This window comes from Stenotrophomonas sp. C9D9, assembly GCF_056491205.1.
The window spans coordinates 1,270,749-1,297,039 of sequence record NZ_JBSZIF010000004.1 but is presented as its reverse complement, the minus strand read 5'-3'; the positions used below and the strand labels follow the sequence as shown (position 1 = coordinate 1,297,039).

The following is a 26,291-nucleotide window of genomic DNA, read 5'->3' as shown; positions in this document are numbered from 1 at the left end:
CACATGGCCGGCCTGCGCTGCTTGCTGCGCGGCCAGCACGATGCGGTACCGCGCAGCCTGCTGCGCATACAACCCAACAGCACCGAAAGGAATCAGCAGCGTGAACAGAATCTACCGTCTGGTCTTCAACCGTACGCTCGGGGTCATGCAGGTTGTGTCCGAGCTGGTCAACGCCGCGCATGGCGGCGCCGACAACCGGGAAGGCCGTGCGGTTGGCACGCTGCGTCCGATCAGTTTCGCGCTGTGGCTGATGCTGGGGTGGGTGGGTCTGGTGCAGCCGTTGTCCGCGCAGCAGGCGCCGGCCGACCCGGGCCGGATTTCCGCAGACCCCGGCGCGCCGGCGAACCAGCGCCCGACAGTGATCACCTCGGCCAACGGCACGCCCCAGGTGAACATCACCACGCCCAGTGCTGGCGGAGTGTCGCGCAATACCTACCAGCAGTTCGACGTCGGCCAGCAGGGCGTCATCCTCAACAACTCGCGCGGTGAGGTGCAGACCCAGCTGGGCGGCTGGGTGCAGGGCAATCCGTGGCTGGCCACAGGTACCGCGCGCGTCATCCTCAACGAGGTCAACAGCAGCAATCCGAGCCACCTCAATGGCTATGTCGAGGTGGCGGGTGCGCGGGCGCAGGTGGTCATCGCCAACCCGGCTGGAATCCAGGTCAATGGCGCGGGCTTCCTCAATGCCAGCCGGGTGACCCTCACCACCGGTACGCCGATCGTGAACAATGGCGTGCTGGAGGGCTATCGCGTGCAGGGCGGCAGCATCGGTGTCGGTGGCGCAGGCCTGGATACCAGTCGCGCCGACTACACCGACATCATCACCCGTTCGCTGCAGGTCAACGCCGGCATCTGGGCCAACCAGCTGCAGGCCAGCCTGGGCAGCAACGTGGTCAGCGCTGACCACAGCAGCGTGCAGCTGCAGAAGCCTGTATCCGCAGCGCCCACCTTTGCGCTGGATGTTGGCGCGCTCGGCGGCATGTACGCCAACCGCATCTGGCTGGTCGGCAACGAACACGGCGTGGGCGTGAGCAACGCCGGCAAGATCGGCGCACAGGCCGGCGAGCTGGTGGTCACTGCCGACGGCCGGCTGCAGAACACCGGCGCGATGCATGCGCAACAGGACCTGCGCATCGATGCCAGCGCGGGCATCGCCAATGCCGGCACGCTCAGTGCCGAGCGCGAGCTGCGCCTGCAGACCCCGGCAGATGTCGATAACAGCGGCGGCACGCTCAACGCGCGGCGCATCGACGTGACTGCCGACGCGCTGCGCAATCGTGGCGGCAGCATCGAACAGCTGGGAGCGCAGGCGCTGCAGCTGCAGGCGGCCGACGTCAGCAACCTGCAGGGCCGTATCGGCAACGTGGCCAGTGCGTCGCCGGGTACCGGCACTTCACCTGGCACGGGTACGCCGGGAACCGGGACACCGGGTACTGGCAACCCGGGCACCGGCACGCCAGGCACGGGTACTCCGGGCACCGGTTCTCCTGGCACCGGCACCCCGCCGGTCACGCAGCTCCCATCTCTGGCAACCGGCCTGCTCAACATCGCCGGAACCCTGAGCAACGATGGCGGCCGCATTGAAGCCAGCGGTGACCTGCAGCTCAGCGCCCGCAACAGCCTGGACAACAGCGACGGCATGCTGGGTGCAAGCACCCTGCAGGTGCAGGGAGAAGCGCTGCGCAACATGCGTGGCACCCTGCAGGTCCAGGGCGCGGCCAGCGCGCAGGTGCAGCAGCTGGACAACAGCGGCGGCCGCATGACCTTCGCCCGTGGCTTCGAGTTGAAGGCGCAGTCGGCGATCAATCGCGGCGGCAGCCTTGCCCACGGTGGCAGCGCCGAAACGACCTGGACGATTGGCCAGCTCGACAACAGCGAGGGCAACATCTCCAGCAATGCCACGCGCCTGGGCCTGGACATCGGCACCCTGGTCAACACGCGGGGTGGCATCAGCCACGCTGGCAGTGAGGGGCTGTTGCTGCGTGCGGAGGTACTGGACGGTGTGCAGGGCAGCATCGCCACCGCAGGCGCGGCAGACCTGCTGCTGGGCCGTGCCGACCACCGCGGTGCGCAGCTGGTCGCCCGCCAGCTCGAGCTGACCGCACAGGACTTCGACAACCGTGGCGGGCGCGTGCTGTCCACCGGGCAGCAGGCCAGTACGCTCAACGTCCGCAATCATCTGGACAACAGCGACGGCGGCCTGCTGGCCAGCAATGCCGACCTGCAGATCGATGCAGCGTCCTTCGGCAATGCCGGCGGCACCGTGCAGCAGGCGGGCACCGGCAACCTGGGCATCACCACCGCCAGCCTGCAGGGCCAGGGCGGCACCGTTCTCAGCAATGGCACCCTGCAGCTGCACGGCGATACCCTGAACATGCGCAATGGCACCACCGCCGCGCAGCGCATCGATGTGCGCGCCGGCGACCTGACCACCGCCGGTGGCATGCTGACCTCCACGGGCAGCGACGCGCTGCAGCTGCAGGTATCGCGCACCCTGGACAACAGCGGCGGCACCGTTGGCGCCAATGGTGCGCTGGACATCAACGGCGGCATCCTCATCAACGATGGCGGCAAACTGATCGCCGCAGGCACCGGCACCAGCCGCATCCATGCCAGCCAGCGGCTGCAGAACCAGCGCGGCCTGCTGTCCGGCAATGGCGATCTGGACATCAAGGCCGATGGCCTGCTGAATGAGGGCGGCAGCATCGACCATGCTGGCACCGGCACGCTGCAGATCGAAGTGACCACCATGCAGGGGGTTGGCGGCAGCATCGCCAGCAACGGCCAGCTGCAGTTGAGCGGGCAGCAGCTGGACCTGCAGAAGGGCAACACCCGCGCCCGTGACGTGAAGATCACGGCCACGGGCCTGGACACCAGCGGTGGCAGCCTGTTGTCACTGGGCAACAACGTGATGCAGCTGCAGGTGCAGGGCCTGCTGCGTAACGACGGCGGCAGCATCAGCGCCAATGGTGCGCAGCAGGTCCAGGCGGGCGCGCTGTCCAACCGCGGCGGCGCGCTCAACTCGGCGGGCACGGCGGCTTCGGAGATCCGGGTCGACGGCACGCTCGACAACAGCGGCGGCAGCATCGCCAGCAATGCGGCCAATCTGCAGCTGAAGAGCGGCGCACTGGTCAATGCCAACGGTACCCTCAGCCATGCGGGCAGCGCCGGCCTGGCCATCGACACCGGGCGCCTGGACGGGGCGAAGGGACAGATCGCCACTGCTGGCGCTCTGCAGCTCACTGCGGGCGAGGTCGACCACCAGGACGCATCGCTGGCTGCCGCGCAACTGGACATCACGGCGACCGGGTTCGACAACCGCGGCGGGCGCATCATCGCCACCGGCACCGGCGGCAATACGCTGCGCGTGCAGGGCACGCTGGACAACGGCAATGGCGGCACCCTGGCCAGCAATGGCAACCTGGATATCCACGCGCGTACCTTCGGCAATGCCGGTGGAACCGTGCAGCAGGCCGGGTCCGGCAGCCTGGTCATCACCACGCAGGACCTGACCGGCGCCGGTGGCACCCTGCTCAGCAACGGTTCGCTGGAGCTGCAGGGCGACACCCTCGATCTGCGCAACGGCACCACGACCGCGCAGCGCATCAGCATCGACGGTGACAGCGTGATCACCGCGGGCGGCAAACTGAGTGCGCTGGGCACCGGGGCGCTGCAGCTGCAGGCCCGCAGCCTGCTCGACAATGCCGGCGGAACGCTGGGCAGCAATGGCACCGTCGATGTGCGCGCAGGCCGCTTCGCCAACGACCATGGCACGCTGATTGCTGCCGGTGATGCTGCATCCGTGATCCGCGCCGCGCAGCTGGAGAACCGCAGCGGCTCGATCTCCGCCAACGGCAAGCTGCACATCGAGGCGGATACGCTGTCGGGCCAGGGCGGCAGCATCGGTGCCGCAAGCGCGCTGTCACTGCAGGGCGGGTCATTGGATCTCCGCGGCGGCAGCGTGGCGGCCGAGCAGCTCGATATCGTGGCCGACAGCCTGGACAACAGCGCAGGCGCGCTGCGCGCAACCGGCAGCGGGACAATGGCACTGCAGGTAAGCGGCCGCTTGGCCAACGACGCGGGCACCATCGCCAGCAACGGTGCGCAGCGCATCGAAGCCGGCGAACTCTCCAACCGCGGTGGCACGCTCAGTTCGGCAGGCAGCGCCACGACCGAGCTGCACGTAGCGGGCCTGTTCGACAACAGCAACGGCGTGCTCGCCAGCAACGGCGCCGCGCTGAAGATCGATGCCGGCCACATGACCAACGTCAAGGGAACGCTCAGCCATGCCGGCACCCAGGGCCTGCTGCTGCGCACCGGGCAACTGGATGGCCAGGGCGGCACCATCGCCACCGCAGGCGGCATCACCCTGCAGGCGGGCAGCGTGGACCATCGCGGCGCCACCCTGCAGGCCGAGCGCATCGAACTGGATGCACAGTCGTTCGACAACCGGGCCGGCAAGGTCATCGCGACCGGTGCAGAGGGTAGCCGTATCGACGTGGTCGGCAACCTGGACAACGGTGAGGGCGGTCTGCTGGCCAGCAACGGCGACCTGGATGTCCAGGCGGCGGTGTTCGGCAATGCCGGCGGTACTGTGCAGCACGCCGGCGAAGGGGTGCTGTCGATCAACGCCGGAACGCTCGACGGTACTGGCGGCACGCTGGTCAGCAATGGCAGCCTGCTGCTCAAGGGCACCACCACCAACCTGCGGGCGGGTGTCACCTCGGCCAAGCGGATCGAGGTGGATACCGGCACCCTGATCACCGCCGGCGGCACGCTCACTGCGACCGGCAGCGACATGCTGAGGCTGAACGCGCGCGAGCGCATCGACAACAGCGGCGGCACCATGTCCAGCAACGGTGGGCTGGATCTGCGTAGCGCCGTGCTGGTCAACGCTGGCGGTACGCTGCAGTCCGCTGGCACGGCGGCCAGCCAGCTGATCATCGGCCAGGACCTCAACAACCGCGGCGGCCGCATCCTGGCCAACGGCGGGCTCGGCATCACCTCCGGCAGCATCGACAACCAGGGCGGCACGCTGCACAGCGCAGCACGGCTGGTGGTCAAGGCCGATGGCCTGCTCGACAACAGCAACAAGGGCACCATCGCCAGCGGCGCGGGCATGCAGGTGGCGGCGGCTTCGCTGGACAACCGCAGCGGCAGCATCGAGCAGGCGGGCAACGGCCTGCTGCAGATCGATGCCACCACACTGCAGGGCCACGCCGGCCGCATCGTCAGCAACGGCGAGCTGCAGCTGAAGGGTGAGACACTGGATCTCAGCGCAGGCACCACTTCCGCGCAGCAGGTCAGCATCGAGGCCGGGCAGCTGGACAACACGGGCGGTACGCTGAACGCCACCGGCAACCAGGCGATGGCGCTGCAGGTGCTCGGCGCGCTGGGCAATGACGGCGGCACCATTGCCGCCAACGGCGCGCAGCAGATCAGTGCCGATTCGCTGTCGAATGCAGGCGGCACGTTGAGCTCGGCAGGTACGTCCGACAGCCGGATCTCCGTCACCGGCCGATTCAACAATGGTGGCGGCACCATCGCCAGCAATGCCGCCAACCTGCGTATCGATGCCGGGCAGTTGGTCAACGCCGCGGGCAGCATCGTCCATGCAGGCAAGGGCGTGTTGAACGTGCATGCCGACCAGCTGGATGGAGCCGCCGGAAGCATCGCCACGGCAGGCGCATTGCAGCTGGATGCGATGACTGTGGACCATCGCGACGCCACGCTCAGTGCCGATCACTTCAACATCAATACCGACCGCTTCGACAACCAGAATGGCAAGCTGCTGGCGACGGGCACGCAGGCCAGCGGCGTGCAGGCCACCACCTCACTGGACAATGGTGGCAACGGTCTGATCGCCAGCAATGGCGACCTGACCCTGACCAGCGCACGGTTCGGCAATGCCGGCGGCACCGTGCAGCAGGCCGGTACCGGCACGCTGGCCATCAACGCGCACACCTTGAATGGCCAGGGCGGCAAGCTGCTCAGCAATGGCGCCCTGCAGTTGACCGGCGAGACCACCGACCTGCGTGATGGCACGCTGTCCGCGGTCCGCATCGCCGTGGATACGGGCACGCTGCTCAACGCGGGCGGTTCGATCATCGCCTCCGGCGCCGATGCGTTGAAGGTGTCCGCCCGCGATCGGCTGGACAACAGCGGAGGCACTCTTGCCGGCAATGGCGCGCTGGATCTGCGCAGCGCGCAACTGCTCAACAATCGGGGCACGATCCAGGCCGCCGGCAGCGGCAGCAGCACCTTGGCGATCACCCACGCGCTGGACAATCGCGGCGGCCGCATCCTGACCACAGGCAACGCAGGCATCAGCGCGGGCACGCTCGACAATCGTGGCGGCACCGTGCACAGCGATGGCAACAGCGCATTGACCGTGCGCGTGGACGGACTGCTCGACAACAGTGACAAGGGCACCCTGTCCGCGGGAGGCACGCTGCTGGCCGAGGCACAGGCCATCAACAATAGCGGCGGTACTGTGGCCGCGGGGCAGGATCTGCAACTGACCAGTGCCGATCTGCTGCGCAACGGCGGCGGCCTGGTCCAGGCAGGCAAGCACCTGCAGGTCTCGGCCGGTGGCCTGAACAACAACAGTGGCCGGATCATTGCCAACGACCTGCAGCTGGATAGTCGCGGCCAGGCGCTGGACAACCGCAGCGGGATCATTGCCAGTCTTTCCGGAAATGCGGAGCTGAACAGTGGTGCGCTGGACAACACCGGTGGGCTGTTGCAGTCGGCGGCGGCACTCAGCATCAACACCGCGGGACAGCGGCTGACCAATGCCGGTTCCAATGGCAATGGCATCGTCAGCAGCGGCACGCTGCAGATCCGCAGCGGCGATCTCGACAATCGTGGTGGCGCCGTGTTCGCCAAGGCCGGTGCCGACGTGCAGGCCATCAACATCGACAACGGTGGTGGCGGCTCGCTGGTGAGTGCTGCCGATCTACTGCTGCGCGCGCAGCAGCTGGCCAACAGCGGTGGCAGCGTGACCGCCGGTGGCAATGCCGACATCGGCTTGCAGGGCGCCCTGCTCAACAGCGGTGGCCTGGTGGCGGCGACCGGCCGCCTCGACCTGCAGGCCGGTTACATCGACAACCGCAATACGCTCAGCCAGGCCAATGGCCCTGCGCTGGGCTTGCAGGGCAAGACCCTGCAGGTGACCACCGGCAACCTGGACAACCAGAACGGCCAGGTGATTGCCGACAACCTGCTGCTGCAGGTGAACCAGCGCCTGGACAACAGCGGTGGCCAGGTGTCGGCGGCACTGACCTCCGATGTCCGCGCCGATACCCTGGTCAACAGCGGAGGCACCCTGGTGGCCGGCCGGCAGCAGACGCTCCGCACCCGCGAGATCATCGGCGACGGCCGGCTGATGTCGCAGGGTGACATGACCCTGGAGCTGGGCCAGAGCCACACCAACCGTGGCGAGATGGTGGCCAACGGCACGCTGAGCCTGTCCATCCAGGGCAACCTGGACAACAGCGGCAAGCTGGCCGGCGCCAACGTCAACATCAACGCCGGCAACATCACCAACGCCTCCACCGGCGAGATCAGCAGCATCGGCCTGACCCGCCTTGCAGCGGGTGGCGCACTGGTCAACTACGGCCTGCTGGACGGCAATGTCACCCATATCACCGCCGCGACCGTCGACAACATCGGCAGCGGCCGCATCTACGGTGACCACGTCGCCATCCAGGCAGGATCGCTCAACAACCTCGCCGCCAACATCGGTGGCGCGGACCGTGCGGGCACCATCGCCGCGCGCCAGCGCCTGGACCTCGGCGTCGGCACGCTGACCAACAGCGGCAAGAGCCTGATCTTCAGTGATGGTGACGCCGCGATCGGCGGCGCCCTGAACGGCCTGGGCGCGGTAGGCAGTGCCCAGAAGGTGGACAACATCGGTTCCACCATCGAGGTCAGCGGCAATCTGGACCTGTCCGCACTGGCAGTGAACAACATCCGCGAGAACGTAGTCGTGGAGAAGGTCACCACCGTGCACGCGCCGGTCCGGCTGGAGCAGCCTGGCTGGTTCAAGAACGCCACCAACAACAACCGCGATTTCAGGGCGACTTCGAACTACCAGCCGTACGAGATCTACTACCTTGATCCGTCGGACATCCTCGAAGACACCCCCTATGTCACCCCGGATGGCCAACAGATCCGCAAGGCGGTCATCCGGCTGACCAGCAACACCAGTGCCTATGCCTTCGCCCGCGGTGGCGCATATGGTGCGCGCGCTTCGCGCGAACGCCTGAACGTGCAGGACGGCACCGTTACGGTCTACTACATCGGCCGTGCCGACAACCGCAACAACCCCGATCAGCTCGGTGCGGGGGCGGAGGATCCGTTCCGCGACCTGTCCACCCGGGGGCCCGGTTCGCCGCCCGTCGAGTACGTGACCGACACCCTCAGGTACAACAACGCCTACGGCACCTGCACCACCACCTGCGTGCAGATCATCACCTATCCGGACTATGACAATCCGGACGCGACGCTGATCAACATGCAGCGTCACCCGCAGGAGACCAGCGGCAACGAGAAGACCCGCATTGCCACCCGCACTACCGTGGAGGATGTGGTGGTTTCGGCAGGCAACAATGCCGTGATCAATGCGGGTGGCAACATGCGGATCAACACTGATCGGCTGGAGAACCGTTTCGCCAACATCGCCGCGGGTCGCGACCTGGCCATCGTCGGCCTGAACCGTGACCAGTCCGAGGTGATCAATGCCGCCGAGCAGCTGACCCGCACCAGCACCTTCGACAATGTGTCCATCACGTACGGTGGCTCCTCCAGCCGCTGGAAGGCGGCCCCCATCACCGAGAAGACCGGTGCGCTGGGCTCGTCGATAACGGCGGGCGGCAAGCTCACCATCGATGTCGGCAACCTGCGCAACGACAACAGCGGTGGCAGCAACCCCAATGCCGGTGGCGGCAAGGGCACGGCGCAGCTGGATACCGGTGGCCGCGGCACAGGCGCGGTCGGTCCGGGCGCGGGCAGCGTGCAGGGGCCTGGCCATAGCACCGGCCAGGGTGCGGGCAGCGTGGATGCGCAGGGGCCGGGCTCGGCCGGCGCGGCGCAGGGCGCCAATGGCGGCCACCAGCAGGCGGTAGCCCAGGCCGACGGTGTGCGCGCGGATGCAGCCGGTGCACAAGGACCGGGCCAGGCCGGTAATGCAGGCACCGGTGCCGGCACGGCGCAGGACATCAGTGCGGCACAGGCCGGGCAGGCCAATGCCAATGGCCCGGGCACGGTCCGCGCTGGGGAGCACACTGGAAGTGGTGGCAACACCGCCGTGGAGGGCAAGCAGGCCACCACGACGACCGGTTCTGACCCGCGCGTGGTGGTGACCACCCGCCCGAATGCCAGTGCGCCCACGGCCAGCCTGTTCAACGTGGACGCCAACCGTGGCAGCCACATCGTGGAAACCGATCCGCGCTTTACCAGCTACCGTGACTGGCTCAGCTCGGATTACCTTCTGCAGCGCGCAGGCTTTGATCCCGCGCAGACGCAGAAGCGCCTGGGTGATGGCTTCTACGAGCAGAAGCTGGTGCGCGAACAGATCGGCGAACTCACCGGCCGTCGCTTCCTTACCGGCCACGCCAGCGACGAGGAGCAGTACCGCGCGCTGCTGGAGGCCGGTGCCACAGTGGCGAGCGAATGGGGCCTGCGCCCCGGCGTAGCGCTCACGGCCGAGCAGATGGCGCGCCTGACCAGCGACATCGTCTGGCTGGTGGAAAAGGACGTCACCCTGGCCGATGGCTCGGTGGTTCGCGCGCTGGTGCCGCAGGTCTACCTGCGGGTGCTGCCGGGCGACCTTGGCAACGATGGCGCATTGCTGGCCGGCGCGGAGGTGGACGTCAAGCTGCGCGGTGACCTGGTCAACAGCGGCACGATTGCCGGCCGCCAGCTGGTCAGCATCGATGCCGGCAACATCCGCAACCTGTCCGGCGGCCAGATCAGCGGTGCCCAGGTGGGCCTGTCGGCACGGCAGGACATCGACATCATCGGCAGCACCGTCAAGGCTACCGACGCGCTGGCGTTGAAGGCCGGCGGCAACATCACCGTGGCCTCGACCACCACGGAATGGAAGGACCAGGGCGATCGCCTGTCGCAGCAGAAGACCACGCTCGACCGCGTGGCAGGCCTGTATGTCACCAATCCCAGCGGCGACGGTGTGCTGTCGGTGGTGGCTGGCGGTGACATCGGCCTCAAGGCGGCGGAGATCCGCAATGCCGGCAAGGATGGCATCACCCAGCTGGTTGCCGGCGGCAACCTGGACCTCGGCGCACAGACGCTGGGCCAGAGCAGCGCGCTGAACCACGACAGCCGCAACCACACCAGCAACAGCCAGACCACGCACGCGGTGACTTCGATTGAGGGCGCCGGCGATGTGGTGCTGGCAGCGGGCAAGGACATCAACCTGGCTGCGACCCGCATCAAGGCCGATGGCGGCATGGCCCTGCAGGCCGGCGGCGATATCAACAGCCAGGTGCTGGTGGACAGCCGCAGCAGCGACTTCAATGCAGGCGGCAAGCGCAGTTCGCTGCAGATCAGCCAGAGTGATGAGACCGTGCGCGGCAGCCAGTTGCTGGCTGGCGACAACATGGTGCTGAGGGCAAACCGCGATATCAATCTGACCGCTACCCAGGCCACCAGCTCGGATGGCACGTTGAGTGTCACCGCCGGTCGCGACCTCAACCTGCTCTCGGCCAGCGAGACGCATGACTTCAGCCTGGACAGTTACGATAAGAAAAAGAAGACACTTTCGAGCACCACCACCACCCGCCATGCCGAGAGCAGCGACAGCTACGCGATCGGCACCGGTCTGATGGGCGAGAGCGTGAGCGTCACCGCCGGCCGTGACCTGACCGCGGTGGGTGCGGTAGTCGATGCCACCGGTACGGTCGTTCTCGGCGCCGGCAACAATGTGCTGATCACCTCCGCTGAAGACCATCACAGCAGCGAGTCCAGTGAGAGCAGGAAGAAGTCCGGCTTCACCGGTGGCTTCTCCAATGGCACCGCCTCGATCGGTTACGGCAGCTCGAAGAACAGCAGCAGCACTGCCGAGCAGTCGACCACCCAGGTCGGCTCGGCCATTGCCTCGCGCGAGGGCAGCGTGCTGATCAACGCGGGCAACCAGCTGACCATCGCTGCCTCGGACGTGGCGGCCGGCAAGGACCTGACCCTGGTTGGCAAGGACATCAATCTGATTGCCCGCCAGGACACCGAGGACACCCAGTCCAGCCAGTCGAGCAAGTCCAGCGGGTTCTCGGTGGGCGTCACCTACGATCCCGCCAAGGCCTACCGCACCGCACGCGACAAGGCCACCGAAGGCATGGCCGACAGCGGCACGATGATGGGCCGGATCACGCGCACCGCCGAAGGCGTGGCGGCCGGTGTGGCCGCCGTGCTGCCGGCGATCACGGCCGGCAGCCAGCGCTCGAACAGCAACCAGAGCCACTCCAGCAGTGATGCCCGGGTCAGCAACCTCAATGCAGGGGGCAATCTCTCGCTGATCGCCAATGGCGGCTCGATCACCAGCCAGGGCGCGCAGATGTCGGCCGAGGGCGATGCTGTCCTGCTGGCCACCAAGGACATCGTCTTCGACGTCGCGCACAACACCGAGCGTAGTGGCAGCGACAGCCGTGGCAAGGGTTGGGGTATCGCCACCAACTCCGCTGGGCTGCCGTTCGGCACCAACAACTCACGCAGCGATGGCGCCGGACAGAGCGACACCATCACCGGCACCCAGCTGTCGGTCGGTGGTGGCGTGCGCATGGCCACCACCGAGGGTGATATCAGCCTGACCGCCGCCAACATCGCGGCCGAGAAGGATGTCAACATCCGCGCTGCGGGCGACCTGACGATCCGTAGCGGGCAGGATACGGTCAGCAATGCCAACCGCTCCGACAGCAAGGCGATCGGCACTGTGCAGATCTCCGACACCGAGAAGTTCTCCGGCTGGCATCGCGAACAGCATCGCGATGACAGCGCGCAGGTCTCACAGGTGGCCAGCACTGTCGGCAGCCTTGGCGGCAACGTCAACCTCACCGCAGGTGGCAAGTACACGCAGAGCGCCAGCAATGTAGTGGCCGCCAAGGACGTGAACATCACCGCTGCCGAGATCGAGCTGCTGACCGCCGATGAAAGTGGTCATTACTCGCAGAGCGACAAGGACCTGAAGATCGGTGCCTTCGCGCGGGTGAAGTCGCCGCTGATCGATCTGTTGAACAACGTCGACGCCGCGCGCAAGTCCGACGATCGCCTGCAGAAGATGCAGGGACTTGCTGCTGGTGCCAATGCCTATCAAGCGGCCAGTGCGATTTCCAGCATGGCCGGCAAGGGCGGAGGCGGGGCACTGCTCAGTGCCGAGGCCGGCGTCGGCTTCAAGACCTCCAGCAGCAGTGCCGATGGCAGCAGCCAGGTCTCTGCGCGGCTCTACCATCCAAGGTGGCGGCAACGTCAACCTGACCAGTACCCAGGGCGACATCCACGTGGTGCAGGGCAATCTGAGCGCGGGCAACACGCTCAGTCTGGATTCGGCCGGCGACATCCTGCTGGAAGCGGGCAAGGCGCATGTGGCCGACCGCAGCAAGAGCAGCAATGCCGGCGCCGAAGTCGGCGTGGGCGTTGCGGTGGGCGCGCAGACCGGTGTGTATGTGTACGCCGAAGCGAGCGTCGGCAGCAGCAAGTCCAATGCCGAGAGCAGCACCTGGCAGAACACCACCCTGACAGGCAAGAACATTTCGATGAAGGCCGAGGGCGATACCACGCTGCGTGGCGCCACGGCGACCGCTGATCGCATCGACGTCAAGACCGGCGGGACGCTGACCATCGAATCGCTGCAGGACATCGCCGAGAGCATGTCGAAGAACAGCCAGGTGGGCGGTCGCGTGCAGGTGTCGTTCGGTACCGCATGGAATGCTGACGGGTATGCCAGTGCGGGCAAGGCCAACGGCAGCTATCAGGGTGTTGGCCAGCAGAGCGGCCTGTTTGCCGGCAATGGCGGGTACCACGTCGATGCAGGTCACGTGAACCTGGTGGGGGGCACGATTGCCAGCACCAATGCGGGCAACAGTGAACTGACTGCGGATTCGCTGACGTTCACCGACCTGCAGAACCACATGGACTACAAGGCCACGTCGGGCAGCATCAGTGGTGGCTTCGGCAGCAGTGGCAAGGGCCCGACGGACAAGGGTGTGGGAGCGGTTGAGCAGCTGCAAGGCATCGGCAGCAACATCAAATCCGGAACGTTCGGCGGCGTGGATGGTGTCGCGTTCGGCGGTGGACTGCCGATGAATGAAAGTGGCAGCGACAGCTCAAGCACGCGTGCAACACTGACCGAGGGCAATATCACCATCGGCGGCAGGAAGACCACGGCGGCCGAACTGGGTGTCAATACCGATGCGGCTGCGGCACACCGTGTGCTGGAGGCGATGCCTGATGCCAACAAGATGCTGGCCGACCAGCAGGCACTGGCGAACGCAGCCGGCACAGTACTGGCCACCAGCAAGCAGATCGCATCGGACATTGGCAGCTACGGGATCAACAAGATCACCGATGCCTACCTGGAGGGTAAGAGCGCCGCAGAGAAGGAGGCCTTTGCCAACCTCAGTCCCAAGGACCAGTACACCGCCCTTGCCGGCTTTGACAGCTCTTACCCTGATGCGCTGGTCACGCAGCAGAAGTGGGCACCCGACGGTACCTATGGCCGTGCGCTCAACGCGGTCTCCACCGCGCTGGTCGGCGGCGTGGCAGGGCAGGCGGGTGGTCAGGTCATCTCGAACACACTCGCGCCCTACGCCGCTGAGCTGATTGGAAAGACATTCGATCCCAACAAGCAGAGCGCCGTCCCCAGTGAGGCGATGCAGATGCTCTCGCATGCGCTTCTGGGCGCGCTGCTTGCGGAGGCGAATGGGGGTTCGGCGGGTACCGGAGCCGCTGCTGCCGGAGGGGGTGAACTGGCAGCCAAATTCCTGGGTGACTACTACGCGCGGCAGAATGGCGGGCAGCTGACTCCGGAGCAGGAACAGCAGATCAAGGCATTGGGCCAGGCGGTCGGCGCGATGGCAGGTGGGATTGGTGGAGACGGAGCCATGGGTGCGGCGTTGGGAGCCACCATCGCCAGGAACTCCGTCGAGAACAACTATCTGAATCATGCCGAGCGCATGCAGTTCCTCGACGCCATGCTGAGCTGCATGAAGAGCGGGAAGCGTTGCGGCGAACAGAAGGAGCTGGCAGCACTGTCGGACGCGCGCAATGCGGCACTGATTGCTGCATGTACCGCGGCTGCCGATTCGCCTGCCTGCCGCGCAGAGCAGACGAAGCTGGGTGACGCCTATTGGTCACTTACCCAGAATGATTCCACCTATCTGCGATGGATCAAGGACAATGGCCTTGATCTGGCCCAGGCGGCACTGACGAAGGGCAATGGTGGCCAGGTCGCCTCCGATCTGCTGACGCATACGTCCTCGCTGGATGCCCGTTACAAGATCACCTGTGCAGCGGCAGGGCGCTGCGATCCATTCACCGCCGGCGTGCTCGCGTTGAATGGGAAGACACAGGAGGCGGCAGCCAACGCGGCACTGAATCTGCTGTTCGACAAGGTGGGCTCGGGAGCAGGCGTGGTGACCAACGCGGGTGGAATGGTCATGGACATGGCGAAGATGAATGCCATCTACATGTCCATTGAGAGCACCAAGCAGGCCTTGAACGACTTCCAGCGCATCGGCGAAATTGGCGGCTGGGGTGTCGTGAAGGAAAAGGGTGCCGGCGCCTGGTCGTCCATTTCAGGCTACTTCGGGAACGGCTGGGATGCGGCGACCTACGAGCTGGGCCTGAACCAGAAGTGGAACCTGGCAGATGTGGCAGCAAACGGCTTCATCAAGGGCGACATGGGACTGGACGTCGCATTGGCCGTGGTCAGCCTGGGTGATGTCACCGCGATGCGGGCGGCCGCGAAGGCCAGGAAGCTGGCGGCGTTGGAGAGGGAGGTCGCAACGAATGGCGTGGAAGGTGCGAAGCCAGCAGTCGGCGTCAAAGATGGAACGCCTCATTCAGATGCACCATCAGGCGATGTCATCGGCAAACTTGAGCCGGGCAACCCAAGTAGTTCAAGTCTCCCGCGTTTCGGGGATAGGCTGCTAATTGATCAGGGACAGCTTCCCACCTGTGGGCCGACTTCTTGTGCAATGGTGCTGGATACCGCCGGTAAAAAGGTGGACCTGGGCGCCATTATCATACAGTCCAATGTAAGAGCTGAAGGGACCACTATGCCTGCCTTGGCCCAAGTTCTAAGAAACAACGGACTTTCTTCAACCAGAAGGGCGTCGGTCACTATTGAAGAGCTCGCGGAAGCAACAGCGAAGGGTGATCCTGCAATCGTTAGAATGAGCTTGGATCGAGGAGGTCATGCTGTTGTCGTGGACGGTGTTACGATGAGGAACGGGCAATATGTAGTTGCCATACGTGACCCTGCAATGGGCAGGCAGTATTTCACGCCCATTGATGAGTTTAAAAGAAAATTCTCTGGTGAAGCAATTATTACTAGTAAATAGGTGATATTTAATGTCTGATGGTTTCGAAAAATTCTCTTGTATTGATTTTCCGGCTCTGTATGGAAGTGTTATATCGTTGAGGGCTTTTCTGGTTGTTCGTGGTAGGGAATGCTTTCTGGTAGATAGTCGTGATCATCAATTTTCTGATCTTAGGGTGGAGGTGAGTTCACCTGGTCTCGAAAGATTGCTTGATGAGGCCGTGGGAGGATGGGTTGGTGGTGTTGCCTCATACTTTGATGAGATCCTCATATCGGGAGTAGTTCGCGAAGGGACGACCCGGAGAGACCTTGCGTCCATTGCGGAAGTTTCAAGGCTTACGCTTTTTAGGGATGAATTGGTATTTGAAGTGATAGTTTGATGTCAGCTGTTTTCGGGTGCTAGTTGGTACTTTAGGGTCTGATTGAAGTTACGGATTTTTGATTATTTTGGTTGTTATTGGGGGTGGGGCTGTGGCTGGTGTCGGGCAGGCTTTTCTGCGTGCAATTGTTCCTTTGGACTCGTGCAGGTCATTAGGCGAATTTTGACTGTCGAATATCCGGTTTCAGGGCCAAGGGGTGTCTGGACGATCGGCGCGCTGCGCCGAACCACGGCTGCGGTCCATGGTTACAATCTGCCCATGATCAGCCCCCGCCTCCTGGCTTCCACACTGTTGGCGCTGGCCCTGGCGGCCTGCACCGCCACCGCGCCCGTGCAGCACAACCCGCTCGCCACCTGGGTGCCGTCACCCAACCAGAACGCGCGCACGCCGGTCATCATCGTCATCCACCACACCGAACAGAAGTCGGTGCAGCAGAGCCTGCATACGTTGCGCACGGCCAACAGCGGTGGACCGGTCAGTGCGCACTACCTGATCGGCGCCGATGGCCATCGTTACCAGCTGGTCGCCGATGAGCGCCGTGCCTGGCACGCCGGGGCCGGGCGCTGGGGCACCATCACCGATCTCAACTCCGCCTCGATCGGCATCGAGCTCGACAACGATGGCCGCAGCCCGTTCAGTGCGGCGCAGATCGAATCGCTGATCGTGCTGTTGCGCGATCTCACCACGCGCCTGAACATTTCGCCGCGACAGGTGATCGGCCATGCCGACCTGGCGCCGACGCGCAAGCAGGATCCGAGCCGGTTCTTCCCGTGGCAGCAGCTGGCCGAGGCCGGATTCGGCGTCTGGCCGCGTGCGGCCGATGGTGCTGCGCCGGAAGGCTTCGACGCGTGGAATGCGCTGGCCCGTTTCGGCTATCCGCTGGACAACCGCGACGCCACCGTCGCTGCCTTCCACCGCCGTTTCCGTGGCCGCGACGACCTGCCGAAGACGCTGGATGCCGAAGACGCCCGCATCCTGCACTCGCTGCTGCTGCAGACGCCGTGACCACGCGCATGAACGCTTGACCCCGCGCTGGGTTGCCGCCCAGCGGCCGGCCGGCCACCATGGCGGCATGATCGATTCCGCCACCTTCTTCAAGCGCAAGCACTGCATCCTGCTGGCAGCGGCCGTGCTCGCAGGCTGCTCCACCACCGCTCCCCGCACTGGATCCGAAGTGCCGACGCCGGTCACGCCGCCCGCGGCCACCTATGCCAAGGCCGCTTGGAGTGCGCTGCCGCCGGTCGCCGACAGCGACCTGCAGGCCGGCTTCGTTGCCTGGCGCAGCAGCTGCACCCGCCTGAAGAACGATGCGGTCTGGGCCAAGCCCTGCGCCGCCGCCGCCGCGGTATCGGACAAGGACCCGGCCGCGATCCGCCAGTTCCTGCAGCGCGACCTCGATGTCTATGCGCTGCGTGCCGGCGGTCACCAGGCCGATGGGCTGATTACCGGCTACTACGAGCCGATCTACGCCGGCAGCCTCACCCGCACGGCCGCTGCCACCGTACCGGTTTACGGCACGCCGGATGATCTGATCGTGGTGCAGCTGGACAGCGTCTACCCGGAGCTGAAGGGTAAGCGCTTGCGCGGGCGCGTTGAAGGCAAGGTGCTCAAGCCCTATGACGACGCCGGCACCATCGCGGCCAAGGGCGCCAAGGCCCCGGTGCTGGCCTGGCTGACCGATCCGATGGACCTGCAGCTGCTGCAGATCCAGGGGTCGGGCCGGGTACGCCTTGCTGACGGCACGCAGGTGCGGCTGGCCTATGCCGAGCAGAATGGCCACCCGTATCGCGCCATCGGTCGCTGGCTGGTCGACCAGGGCCAGCTGAAGAAGGAAGACGTCACCATGGACGCGATCCGCGCCTGGGCCCGGGCCAACCCCGCGCGCGTGCCGGAGCTGCTGCGCAGCAACCCCAGCTACGTGTTCTTCGTGCGCAATCCGGACAGCCCGGAGGGTCCACGCGGTTCACTGAACGTGCCGCTCACCGCCGGCTACAGCGTCGCCGTGGATCGCACCGTGGTGCCGCTGGGCAGCCTGTTGTGGCTGTCCACCACGCGCCCGGACGGCAGCCCGGTGGTGCGCCCGGTGGCTGCGCAGGACACCGGCGGCGCCATTGCCGGTGAAGTGCGCGCGGACCTGTACTGGGGCAGCGGCGATGCTGCCGGCAAGCTGGCCGGCGACATGAAGCAGAAGGGCAACATCTGGATGCTGTGGCCGAAGGGCGTGGCGTTGCCGCAGTAGGTTGGCCCCCGGATGCCTGATAATGGCGCCATTCCGAACTTTCCGGCCGCGCCTGCGGCCAGGCCCCCTGCAATGACCTACGCAAAGCACAACGCAAGATCCGGCGCGAAATCGGCCGCAAAGAAGTACTACAAGCACTGGGCCGAATCGGGCCTGGGCAAGGGCAACGTGCTGATGGAAGCACGCGGCGAGAAGATCGTGCGCCAGGTGGAAATCTACGGCACCAAGATGGTCTGGGCCGACGAGCATGCCCACAGCGACGACCGCTTCCTGCTGGCCGACCAGCCGGTGTCGTTCCTGGATTTCGACGAAGACGACGAAATCTCCGCGCGCGAATTCGAAAGCGCCTGGAAGAAAGCCCGGGAAGCCACCGGCTACCCGGTGTAACGCTGCCCGGCTGGGGTCAGAGCCCTTTCCTGACGGAAAGGGATCCGACCCCGGACCCGCGTTTTGCACTACATTGGTGCAATGTCCGACGCCGCACCCCCGCCGTCCCTTGATGCCCTGGGCACGCCGCTGGCCTGGGCCGGGGCCGATGGCTGCATTGCCGGCTGCAATCCGGCCTTTGCCCGCTGGCTGGGTGTCAGTGTCCGACGCCTGTTGGGCCGGCCGCTGGCTGCACTGGAAGTGCAGGGCGAGGCGCTGGCCCATTTCCTGGCCCGCGATGAGCGCGACAGCCTGCGCCTGAACCGGCTGGCGCTGGCGGTGCCCGGCGAGGCACCGCGCTTCGCCGAGGGCTGGATGAGCCGCCGCGACGATGGCGGCTGGCTGCTGGAGGCGCATCCGGTCGATGAATTCCCCGGGCTGGACCCGACCCAGGCCCTGCCCAGCGCGCTCAGCGCGGCGCTGAAGGGACTGGCCCACGAGCTGCGCAACCCGTTGGCCGGGCTGAAGGGCGCGGCCCAGCTGCTGGCCCGCCGCGCGGCCCAGCGCGATGCCAGCGAACGCGAGCTGATCGAGTTGATCGGCTCGGAAATCGAGCGCCTCAACGGCCTGCTCGACCAGCTGCTGTCGCCGGCCCCGGCCGCGCCGCATGCCGAACTGAACATCCATGCTGCGTTGGAACGTGTGCTGCGCCTGGCCGAGAACGAGGCCGGCTGGGCGGTACGCCTGCAGCGCGACTACGACCCCAGCATTCCCGAATTCCATGGCGATGCCGACCGCCTCACCCAGGCGGTGTGGAACCTGGTGCGCAACGCGATCCAGGCCGGCGCCGGCAGCATCACCCTGCGCACCCGGGTGGAGCATGGCGTGCGCATCGCCGAGCAGCTGCACACGCTGGCGCTGCGCCTGGAAATCGCCGACGACGGCCGTGGCGTGCCCGAGGAACTGGCGGAACACCTGTTCCTGCCGCTGGTCAGTGGCCGTGCCGAAGGCACCGGGCTGGGCCTGGCACTGGCCCAGCAGGTCGCGCGCGAGCATCGCGGCACGCTGACCTACCGTTCGCGTCCGGGCCATACCGTGTTCACCCTGCTGTTGCCGATCGGCAACGGCGCCGCCCCGGCCGAGGAGGCCCCGCGCGATGTCTGAGTCCCCCACCACCGCGCAGCGCATCTGGGTGGTCGACGATGACCGTGCGGTGCGCTTCGTACTGTGCACCGCGCTGCGCGAGGCGGGCTACCAGGTTGTCGATTTCGACAGCGCCGCGCCCGCCCTGCAGGCCTTGAGCGAAGGCCCGCCGCCGGCGCTGCTGTTCACCGATGTGCGCATGCCCGGCGACGATGGCCTGGTGCTGCTGGACAAGCTCAAGGCCGCGCTGCCGCAGCTGCCGGTGGTGGTGATGTCGGCCTATACCGATGTCTCCAGCACGGCCGGTGCATTCCGCGGTGGCGCGCATGAATTCCTGTCCAAGCCGTTCGACCTGGACGATGCCGTGGCGCTGGCGCAGCGTGTGCTGCCGGCAGTTGCGCCGGCATTGGCGGCGCCCACGCCTGCGGCGGAAGCGCATAGCGACCTGCCGCCGCAACTGGTGGGTGATACGCCGCCGATGCGCGCGCTGTTCCGCGCCATCGGTCGCCTGGCGCAGGCGCCGCTGGCGGTGCTGATCACCGGCGAGACCGGCACCGGCAAGGAACTGGTGGCCAATGCGCTGCATCGCGAATCGCCGCGTGCGCAGGGCCCGTTCGTCGCGCTCAATACCGCCGCGATTCCGGCCGAACTGCTGGAAAGTGAGCTGTTCGGCCACGAAGCGGGCGCCTTCACCGGTGCGCAACGCCGCCATATCGGCCGCTTCGAGCAGGCCAACGGCGGCACGCTGTTCCTGGATGAGATCGGCGACATGCCGTTGCCGCTGCAGACCCGCCTGCTGCGTGTGCTGGCGCAGGGTGAGTTCTTCCGCGTCGGTGGCCGCGAGCTGATCCGCGTCGACGCGCGCGTGGTGGCCGCCACCCACCAGGATCTGGAAGGCCTGGTCGCGCAGGGGAAGTTCCGCGCCGATCTGCTGCACCGCCTGGACGTGGTGCGCCTGCAGCTGCCGCCGCTGCGCGAGCGCCGCGAGGACATCGCGCAACTGGCCAGCACCTTCCTGGCCGCCGCCGCACGCAAGCTGGACACGCCGCCGAAGCGCCTCACCGCTGCGGCCCTGCAGGCGATGCGCGAGCACGACTGGCCGGGCAACGTGCGCGAGCTGGAGAACGTGTGCTGGCGGATGGCCGCGCTGGCCGCCGCCGACACCATCGGCGTGGCCGATGTCGATACCGCGCTGAACCGCGCGCGCGGCCGCCGCAACAGTGCCAGCGCAGCCGATCCGGGCCAGTGGGAAGCGCTGCTGGCCGAATGGGCGCGCCGTCAGCTGGCCGAAGGCGTGGAAGGGCTGCACGCGCAGGTGCGCGAGCGGGTCGACCATGCCCTGCTGGAGGCCGCGCTGCAGATCACCCATGGCCGCCGCGCCGAAGCCGCTGCCCGCCTGGGACTCGGCCGCAATACCCTTACCCGCAAGCTGGGCGCCGGGCGCCGCCGCGGGGGCCATTGAACGGTCCCTGCACGCGATCCTCGCGCCCGCTTGCCGAACCGTTGATCGTTCATGGACGATGCCGTCCGTAGTGTCACCTGCAAGGAGTCTTCGATGCGTCTGTCCTTTGCCATCCTGCCGTTGTCCGCCGCCGTGCTGCTGTCTGCCTGTGGCAGCGCACCGAAGAAGGCCGAGCCCACCCCGCCGCCGCCGACCGTGGTCAGTGCCGCCAAGCAGGCGGAGGCCAACCTGTCGCCGGCCTCGGCCAGCATCGTCAGTGGCCGCATCGCGCTGATGGTGGAGCCTGGTGGCATCCACATCACCGGGCTGATCGGTGGCCTGCAGCCGATGCAGCAGGCCGGTTTCCACATCCACGAGCGTGGCGACTGCAGCGCGGTGGATGCCAGCAGCGCCGGCAACCACTTCAACCCCGGTGGCGCCGCGCATGGTCGCGCCGGCACCGGCAAGCACCACCTGGGCGACATGGACAACCTGCGTGCCGACGCCCAGGGCCGCGCCAACGTCGATATCCACCTCAAGGGCGTTACCCTTGGCGGAGGCGCCGCCACCGATATCGCCGGACGTGCACTGGTCGTGCATGCCAACGCCGACGACTATCGCAGCCAGCCCGCCGGCAATGCCGGCGTCCGCATCGCCTGTGGCGTGATCCGGGTCGTCCGCTGATCACCGCAGGCTTCATCCAGGGAGAGATTCCAATGCGTATGATCCACACTTCACTGTTTGCGGCCATCGCCGCGCTGGGCCTGGCGGCCTGCGGCCAGCAGCCGGCCGCTCCGCAGACTGAAACCCCGCCGGCCGCCCCGGCCGAGGGCGCCACCACCGAACCGGCCGCAGCCCCGGCACCCGCTGCCGCCCCGGCGGCCGATGCCTCGGCCACCGCCGAGCTGGCACCGACCCAGGGCAACGAGGCCAAGGGCAGCGTTACCTTCAAGGTGGTCGACGGCAAGGTCCACGTGACCGGCCAGATCACCGGCCTGAAGCCGGGCAGCGAGCACGGCTTCCACATCCACGAAAAGGGCGACTGCAGCGCGCCGGACGGCATGAGCGCCGGCGGTCACTTCAACCCGGGCCACCAGGATCACGGCAACGTCGCCACCGATCCGCACCACGGCGGCGACATGCCCAACATCAAGGCCGACGACAAGGGCGTGGCCACCATCGACGGCCCGGTGTCGAGCAACGTCAACATCGGCAAGGGTGATGACTTCGACATCATCGGCCGCGGCCTGATCGTCCACGCCGATGCGGACGACTACAAGACCCAGCCGACCGGCAACGCCGGCGCGCGCCTGGCCTGCGCGGTGATCCAGAAGGCCCCGTAAGGACGCCCGTGGCGGAAATGGAAAACGCCGGCTTTTGCCGGCGTTTTTCTTGATCGGTAGTGCCGGCGGCTGGCCGGCATTCGCAGATATGAGGGTTGCCGGCCAGCGGCCGGCACTACCAACAGGCCCCCCGGATCAGCGCGCCAACAGCTCGCGCGCGTCCTGCCCGGCCTCGCAATGCACGAACAGCACCGGCACGCCGTGTGCTTCCAGCACCGCGGCCATCTGCCGCTGGCGCATCAGGAACTGCTCGTAGATGCCCTTCAGGCGGTCGCAGTCGTTGTTGCCGTGGTTGTAGTGGGCGCACCAGCCGGCCGGATCGAACAGCGCCATGCGTGCTTCGCCGTGGGTATAGCGCAGCAGCGGCTCGGGCGCGGCGTTGAGCCACTCGTCCTCGCCCGGGGCCATGATTGCGGTTTCGATCAGCGGCCACAGCGCTGCCAGGCCCTGGTTGTCGTACTGCATCGACATCATCGCGGCCAGGTCGTTCACGGTGAAATAGCGCGCGTGCTCGATGCGGGCACCGAAGCTGTTCTGCGCCATCAACGCGGTGTCGGCATGCGCCATGCCGTTGGCCAGCAGTGTCTCTTCCAGCGCATTGGCCACTGCATTGGTGGTGGCCACATCGCTGCCGGTCAGCAGGAATGGCACCACGCGCAGGCCACCGCCCACCAGGCTGGCATCGGCCTGGAACGGCAGCGGCACATCACCCTCGGCATCGGTGCCGAACGCCAGCAGGCGCGGGCCCTGGTTGCGGCCCGGGGCACGCATCTGCAGTTCTTCCAGGCGGCGATGGATCGGCCAGCCCGGGCGCAGTACTTCGGCCGGGTCGAAATGGGCGGCGGCGAACACCAGGTCCAGCTCGGCCACCTGCGGCACCAGCTTGGAAAGGTCACGGCCGACGCGTTCGGCCAGTTCACCGGCCTGTTCAGCGCTGAGCACCGCCTGGCGGGGGATTTCGCCGCCGGCCAGTTCCAGGGCCAGCACGCCAAGGGCATTCATCGCGGGGTCGGGTTTGCTCATGGTTCCACGGTTGGCCCATCACAGGGCGGCAGCTACACTTGGCTCCATTATGCCTGCTCCGTCGTGCAGGCCATGTTGCAGACACCCTCATCCATGCCAGGTATCTCCATGCCCAACGCTCGTCCCGTCGCCATCCTCGGTGGCGTCCGCATTCCGTTCTGCCGCCAGAACACCGCGTATTCGGATGTCGGCAACCTCGGCATGTCGGTCCGTACGCTGGGCGCGCTGGTCGAACGTTTCGGCCTGCATGGCCAGCAACTGGGCGAAGTGGCGATGGGTGCGGTGATCAAGCACTCCAGCGACTGGAACCTGGGCCGCGAAGCCACGCTGTCTTCCGGCCTGTCGCCGTTGACCCCGGGTATCACCCTGCAGCGCGCCTGTGGCACCTCGCTGGACAGCATCATCACCGTCGCCAACAAGATCGCGCTGGGCCAGATCGAATCGGGCATCGGCGGCGGTTCGGACACCACCTCCGACGTGCCGATCGTCTACGGCAAGAAGCTGCGCGCGCGCCTGCTGGCTGCCAACCGTGCCAAGAGCACCGGCGACAAGATCCGCGCGCTTACCGCCGGCTTCAAGTTCTCCGAGCTCAAGCCCGAGTTCCCGGGCGTGGCCGAGCCGCGCACCGGCAAGAGCATGGGCGACCACTGCGAGGACATGGCCAAGGAGTGGAACATCTCGCGCGACTCGCAGGACGAGTGGGCGGTGTCGTCGCACAAGAAGCTGGCCGCAGCCTATGAGCGCGGCTTCTTCAACGACCTGATCGCACCGTTCCGTGGCGTAGAGCGTGACAACATCCTGCGCCCGGATACCTCGCTGGAAAAGCTGGCGACGCTGAAGCCGGCGTTCGACAAGGTCTCCGGCCGCGGCACGCTGACCGCCGCCAACTCCACCCCGCTGACCGACGGCGCCGCCGCCGTGCTGCTGGCCAGCGAAGAGTGGGCGCGTGCGCACGGCCATGAGCCTCAGGCCTATCTGCGCGATGCGCATGTCTCTGCGGTGGACTTCGTGCATGGCGAAGGCCTGCTGATGGCACCGACCGTGGCCGTGCCGGAGATGCTCAAGCGCAACGGCCTGACCCTGCAGGACTTCGACATCTACGAGATCCACGAAGCCTTCGCCGCGCAGGTGCTGTGCACCCTGCGCGCGTGGGAGAGCGAGGATTACTGCCGCAACCGCCTGGGCCTGGACGCGCCGATGGGCCGCATCGATCCGGACAAGATCAACCTGCTGGGCTCGTCGCTGGCTACCGGCCACCCGTTCGCGGCCACGGGCGCACGCGTGATCGCCACTGCCGCCAAGCAGCTGGCCGAGCGCGGCGGTGGCCGTGCGCTGGTGTCGATCTGCACCGCCGGCGGCATGGGCGTGGTGGCGATCGTCGAGCGCTGAGCATCACGGTAGTGCCGGCCGCTGGCCGGCAACGCTGGTACGAAAACGCCGCCCGATGGGCGGCGTTTTTTCTTGCTCCGGTGGGTGCCGACCGTTGGTCGGCACACCTCAGCCATGCTTACGGCAACCGCGGATTACCGAATTCGTCGCGCTCTTCGTTGGCGTCATACACCGGCGGCTGCACCGTAACCGGCTGCTCTTCCACAGTGGCACGCAGCGGCGCTTCGCTGCCGCGCACCAGTTCCACGCTGTCCTCGCCGCGCTGCAGGCGCAGCGCATTGGCCAGGCACTGCGCGGCCAGCGCATGATCCCCACGCTGCGCGAACAGTTCGCCCAGCGCTTCCCACGCCGGTGCACCCGCGCCTGCGGCGATGGCTTCGTGCAGGAACGCGTCGGCGGCATCCCACTGCTGCTGGGCCAGGGCCACGCGGCCCTGCGCCAGGCGCAGTGCGGGCGAGCTGTCGTGCACGTTGCGCCAGCGCGCAAGGTTGGCCTGGCGCGTGGCCAGGCGCTCGGCGGGAAGGCGACCATACAGCGTCACCAGTTCGTCGTCCCAGCGATGGTCCAGCGCCTGTTCCAGCGCCAGCAATGCAGGCTCATCCCAGTTCAGTGCCACCGCACGGCTGGCATAGGCGCCCACCACGTCCGGGGTCGGTCGCAGTGCCTTCGGCGTGGCTTCCCATTGCGCGGCCAGCGCATTGACGTCGGCTGCTTCCAGCAGCGCCTGTGCGGCCAGGCGCGCTTCCAGCTCGCTGTTCGCGTCGGCCGGAAGCACCTTGCTCTGGCGCAGCGCACCCAGCTGGCCATACGCCTCGTGGGCGCGGCCGGCCTGTGCCAGCGCTTCGGTACGCAGCCACAGGCCACGCGGCGGAAGCGGCTGGATCGCCGCTACGTCCAAGGCATTGATCGCATCCACCGGCAAATCGCGTGCCAGCAGCTGCTCGGCGCGCAGCAGCGCCTGCAGGGTGGCATCGCTCTCGCCCAGGCGCTGCAGCAGCGCCTCACCAGCCGGGCCATCGGCACGTGCCTGCGCGCTGCGCACAGCGTTGGCCAGCGCCACCGCGCTCACTTCCGGGTCCTTGGCGGCACCGTCCAGCAGCTTCTCGGCACGCTGCCACTGGCCGTGCTCATAGGCCTGCAGGCCGTCGATCAGGCGCACCCGGCCCTGCTTGCGGCGGTAGCGGCCCCAGGCACGGAACGGTGCGGCAATCAGGCTCCACAGCAGCCACAGCACCAGCACCGCGATCACTGTCAGCAGCGCCACCTTCGGCAGGTTGCTGTGGTAGTCGTAGCCGCCGTAGCGAAGGGTCACTTCGCCGAAGCGGTTCAGGTCATCGGCGCCGAGCCATTGCGCGGCCACCACGCCGATGGCCACGGCCAGCAACAGCACGACCAGGGATTGCAGGGGTTTCAT

At 66.8% G+C, this 26,291-nt stretch carries 12 protein-coding genes and 1 pseudogene; 11 read left to right on the top strand and 2 right to left on the bottom strand.

The features are described from left to right. Window positions 1–40: 40 nt before the first annotated feature. From ACXI0D_RS11415 to ACXI0D_RS11370, 10 genes and pseudogenes are all read left to right on the top strand, one after another. A pseudogene (locus tag ACXI0D_RS11415) lies at window positions 41–11,869 on the top strand (two-partner secretion domain-containing protein); the annotation flags it as partial. A gap of 448 nt (window positions 11,870–12,317) precedes the next feature. Next, the gene (locus tag ACXI0D_RS11410; protein ID WP_479642586.1) at window positions 12,318–15,575 is read left to right on the top strand and encodes a hemagglutinin repeat-containing protein; all 3,258 of its coding nucleotides are present in this window, start codon (window positions 12,318–12,320) and stop codon (window positions 15,573–15,575) included. 10 nt (window positions 15,576–15,585) lie between these two features. Beyond that, on the top strand, window positions 15,586–15,933 hold the full coding sequence (locus tag ACXI0D_RS11405; RefSeq protein ID WP_479642585.1) for a hypothetical protein: 348 nt from the start codon (window positions 15,586–15,588) through the stop codon (window positions 15,931–15,933). Between the two features lie 258 nt (window positions 15,934–16,191). Continuing rightward, window positions 16,192–16,938 carry an N-acetylmuramoyl-L-alanine amidase gene (locus ACXI0D_RS11400; protein WP_119007358.1) on the top strand — a complete coding sequence of 249 codons (747 nt, stop codon included), beginning with the start codon at window positions 16,192–16,194 and terminating at the stop codon, window positions 16,936–16,938. A gap of 67 nt (window positions 16,939–17,005) precedes the next feature. Then, window positions 17,006–18,172 carry a murein transglycosylase A gene (gene mltA / locus ACXI0D_RS11395; protein ID WP_479642584.1) on the top strand — a complete coding sequence of 389 codons (1,167 nt, stop codon included), beginning with the start codon at window positions 17,006–17,008 and terminating at the stop codon, window positions 18,170–18,172. 72 nt (window positions 18,173–18,244) lie between these two features. Next, complete coding sequence (locus tag ACXI0D_RS11390; protein WP_008268793.1) at window positions 18,245–18,559, top strand: hypothetical protein; 315 nt, start codon at window positions 18,245–18,247, stop codon at window positions 18,557–18,559. A gap of 81 nt (window positions 18,560–18,640) precedes the next feature. Next, complete coding sequence (locus ACXI0D_RS11385) at window positions 18,641–19,702, top strand: two-component system sensor histidine kinase NtrB (RefSeq protein ID WP_479642583.1); 1,062 nt, start codon at window positions 18,641–18,643, stop codon at window positions 19,700–19,702. After that, window positions 19,695–21,143, top strand: a complete 1,449-nt coding sequence (gene ntrC / locus ACXI0D_RS11380; protein ID WP_479642582.1) for a nitrogen regulation protein NR(I) — start codon at window positions 19,695–19,697, stop codon at window positions 21,141–21,143. Before ACXI0D_RS11385 ends, ntrC begins: the two co-directional genes overlap by 8 nt. Before the next feature lie 93 nt (window positions 21,144–21,236). After that, complete coding sequence (locus ACXI0D_RS11375; RefSeq protein WP_014035519.1) at window positions 21,237–21,806, top strand: superoxide dismutase family protein; 570 nt, start codon at window positions 21,237–21,239, stop codon at window positions 21,804–21,806. Window positions 21,807–21,838: 32 nt separating this feature from the next. After that, window positions 21,839–22,465, top strand: a complete 627-nt coding sequence (locus tag ACXI0D_RS11370) for a superoxide dismutase family protein (protein ID WP_479642581.1) — start codon at window positions 21,839–21,841, stop codon at window positions 22,463–22,465. A 135-nt stretch (window positions 22,466–22,600) separates the two neighbouring features. Here ACXI0D_RS11370 and ACXI0D_RS11365 read toward each other — a convergent pair whose 3' ends face one another. Further along, complete coding sequence (locus tag ACXI0D_RS11365; protein ID WP_014035521.1) at window positions 22,601–23,488, bottom strand: hypothetical protein; 888 nt, start codon at window positions 23,486–23,488, stop codon at window positions 22,601–22,603. 93 nt (window positions 23,489–23,581) lie between these two features. Here ACXI0D_RS11365 and ACXI0D_RS11360 point away from each other — a divergent pair, with 93 nt between their 5' ends. Further along, window positions 23,582–24,877, top strand: a complete 1,296-nt coding sequence (locus ACXI0D_RS11360; protein ID WP_029550824.1) for an acetyl-CoA C-acetyltransferase — start codon at window positions 23,582–23,584, stop codon at window positions 24,875–24,877. Between the two features lie 118 nt (window positions 24,878–24,995). Here the strand turns inward: ACXI0D_RS11360 and ACXI0D_RS11355 are convergent, their stop codons facing one another. Next, window positions 24,996–26,291: a heme biosynthesis HemY N-terminal domain-containing protein gene (locus tag ACXI0D_RS11355; RefSeq protein ID WP_479642580.1), complete on the bottom strand. Its 1,296-nt coding sequence runs from the start codon at window positions 26,289–26,291 to the stop codon at window positions 24,996–24,998.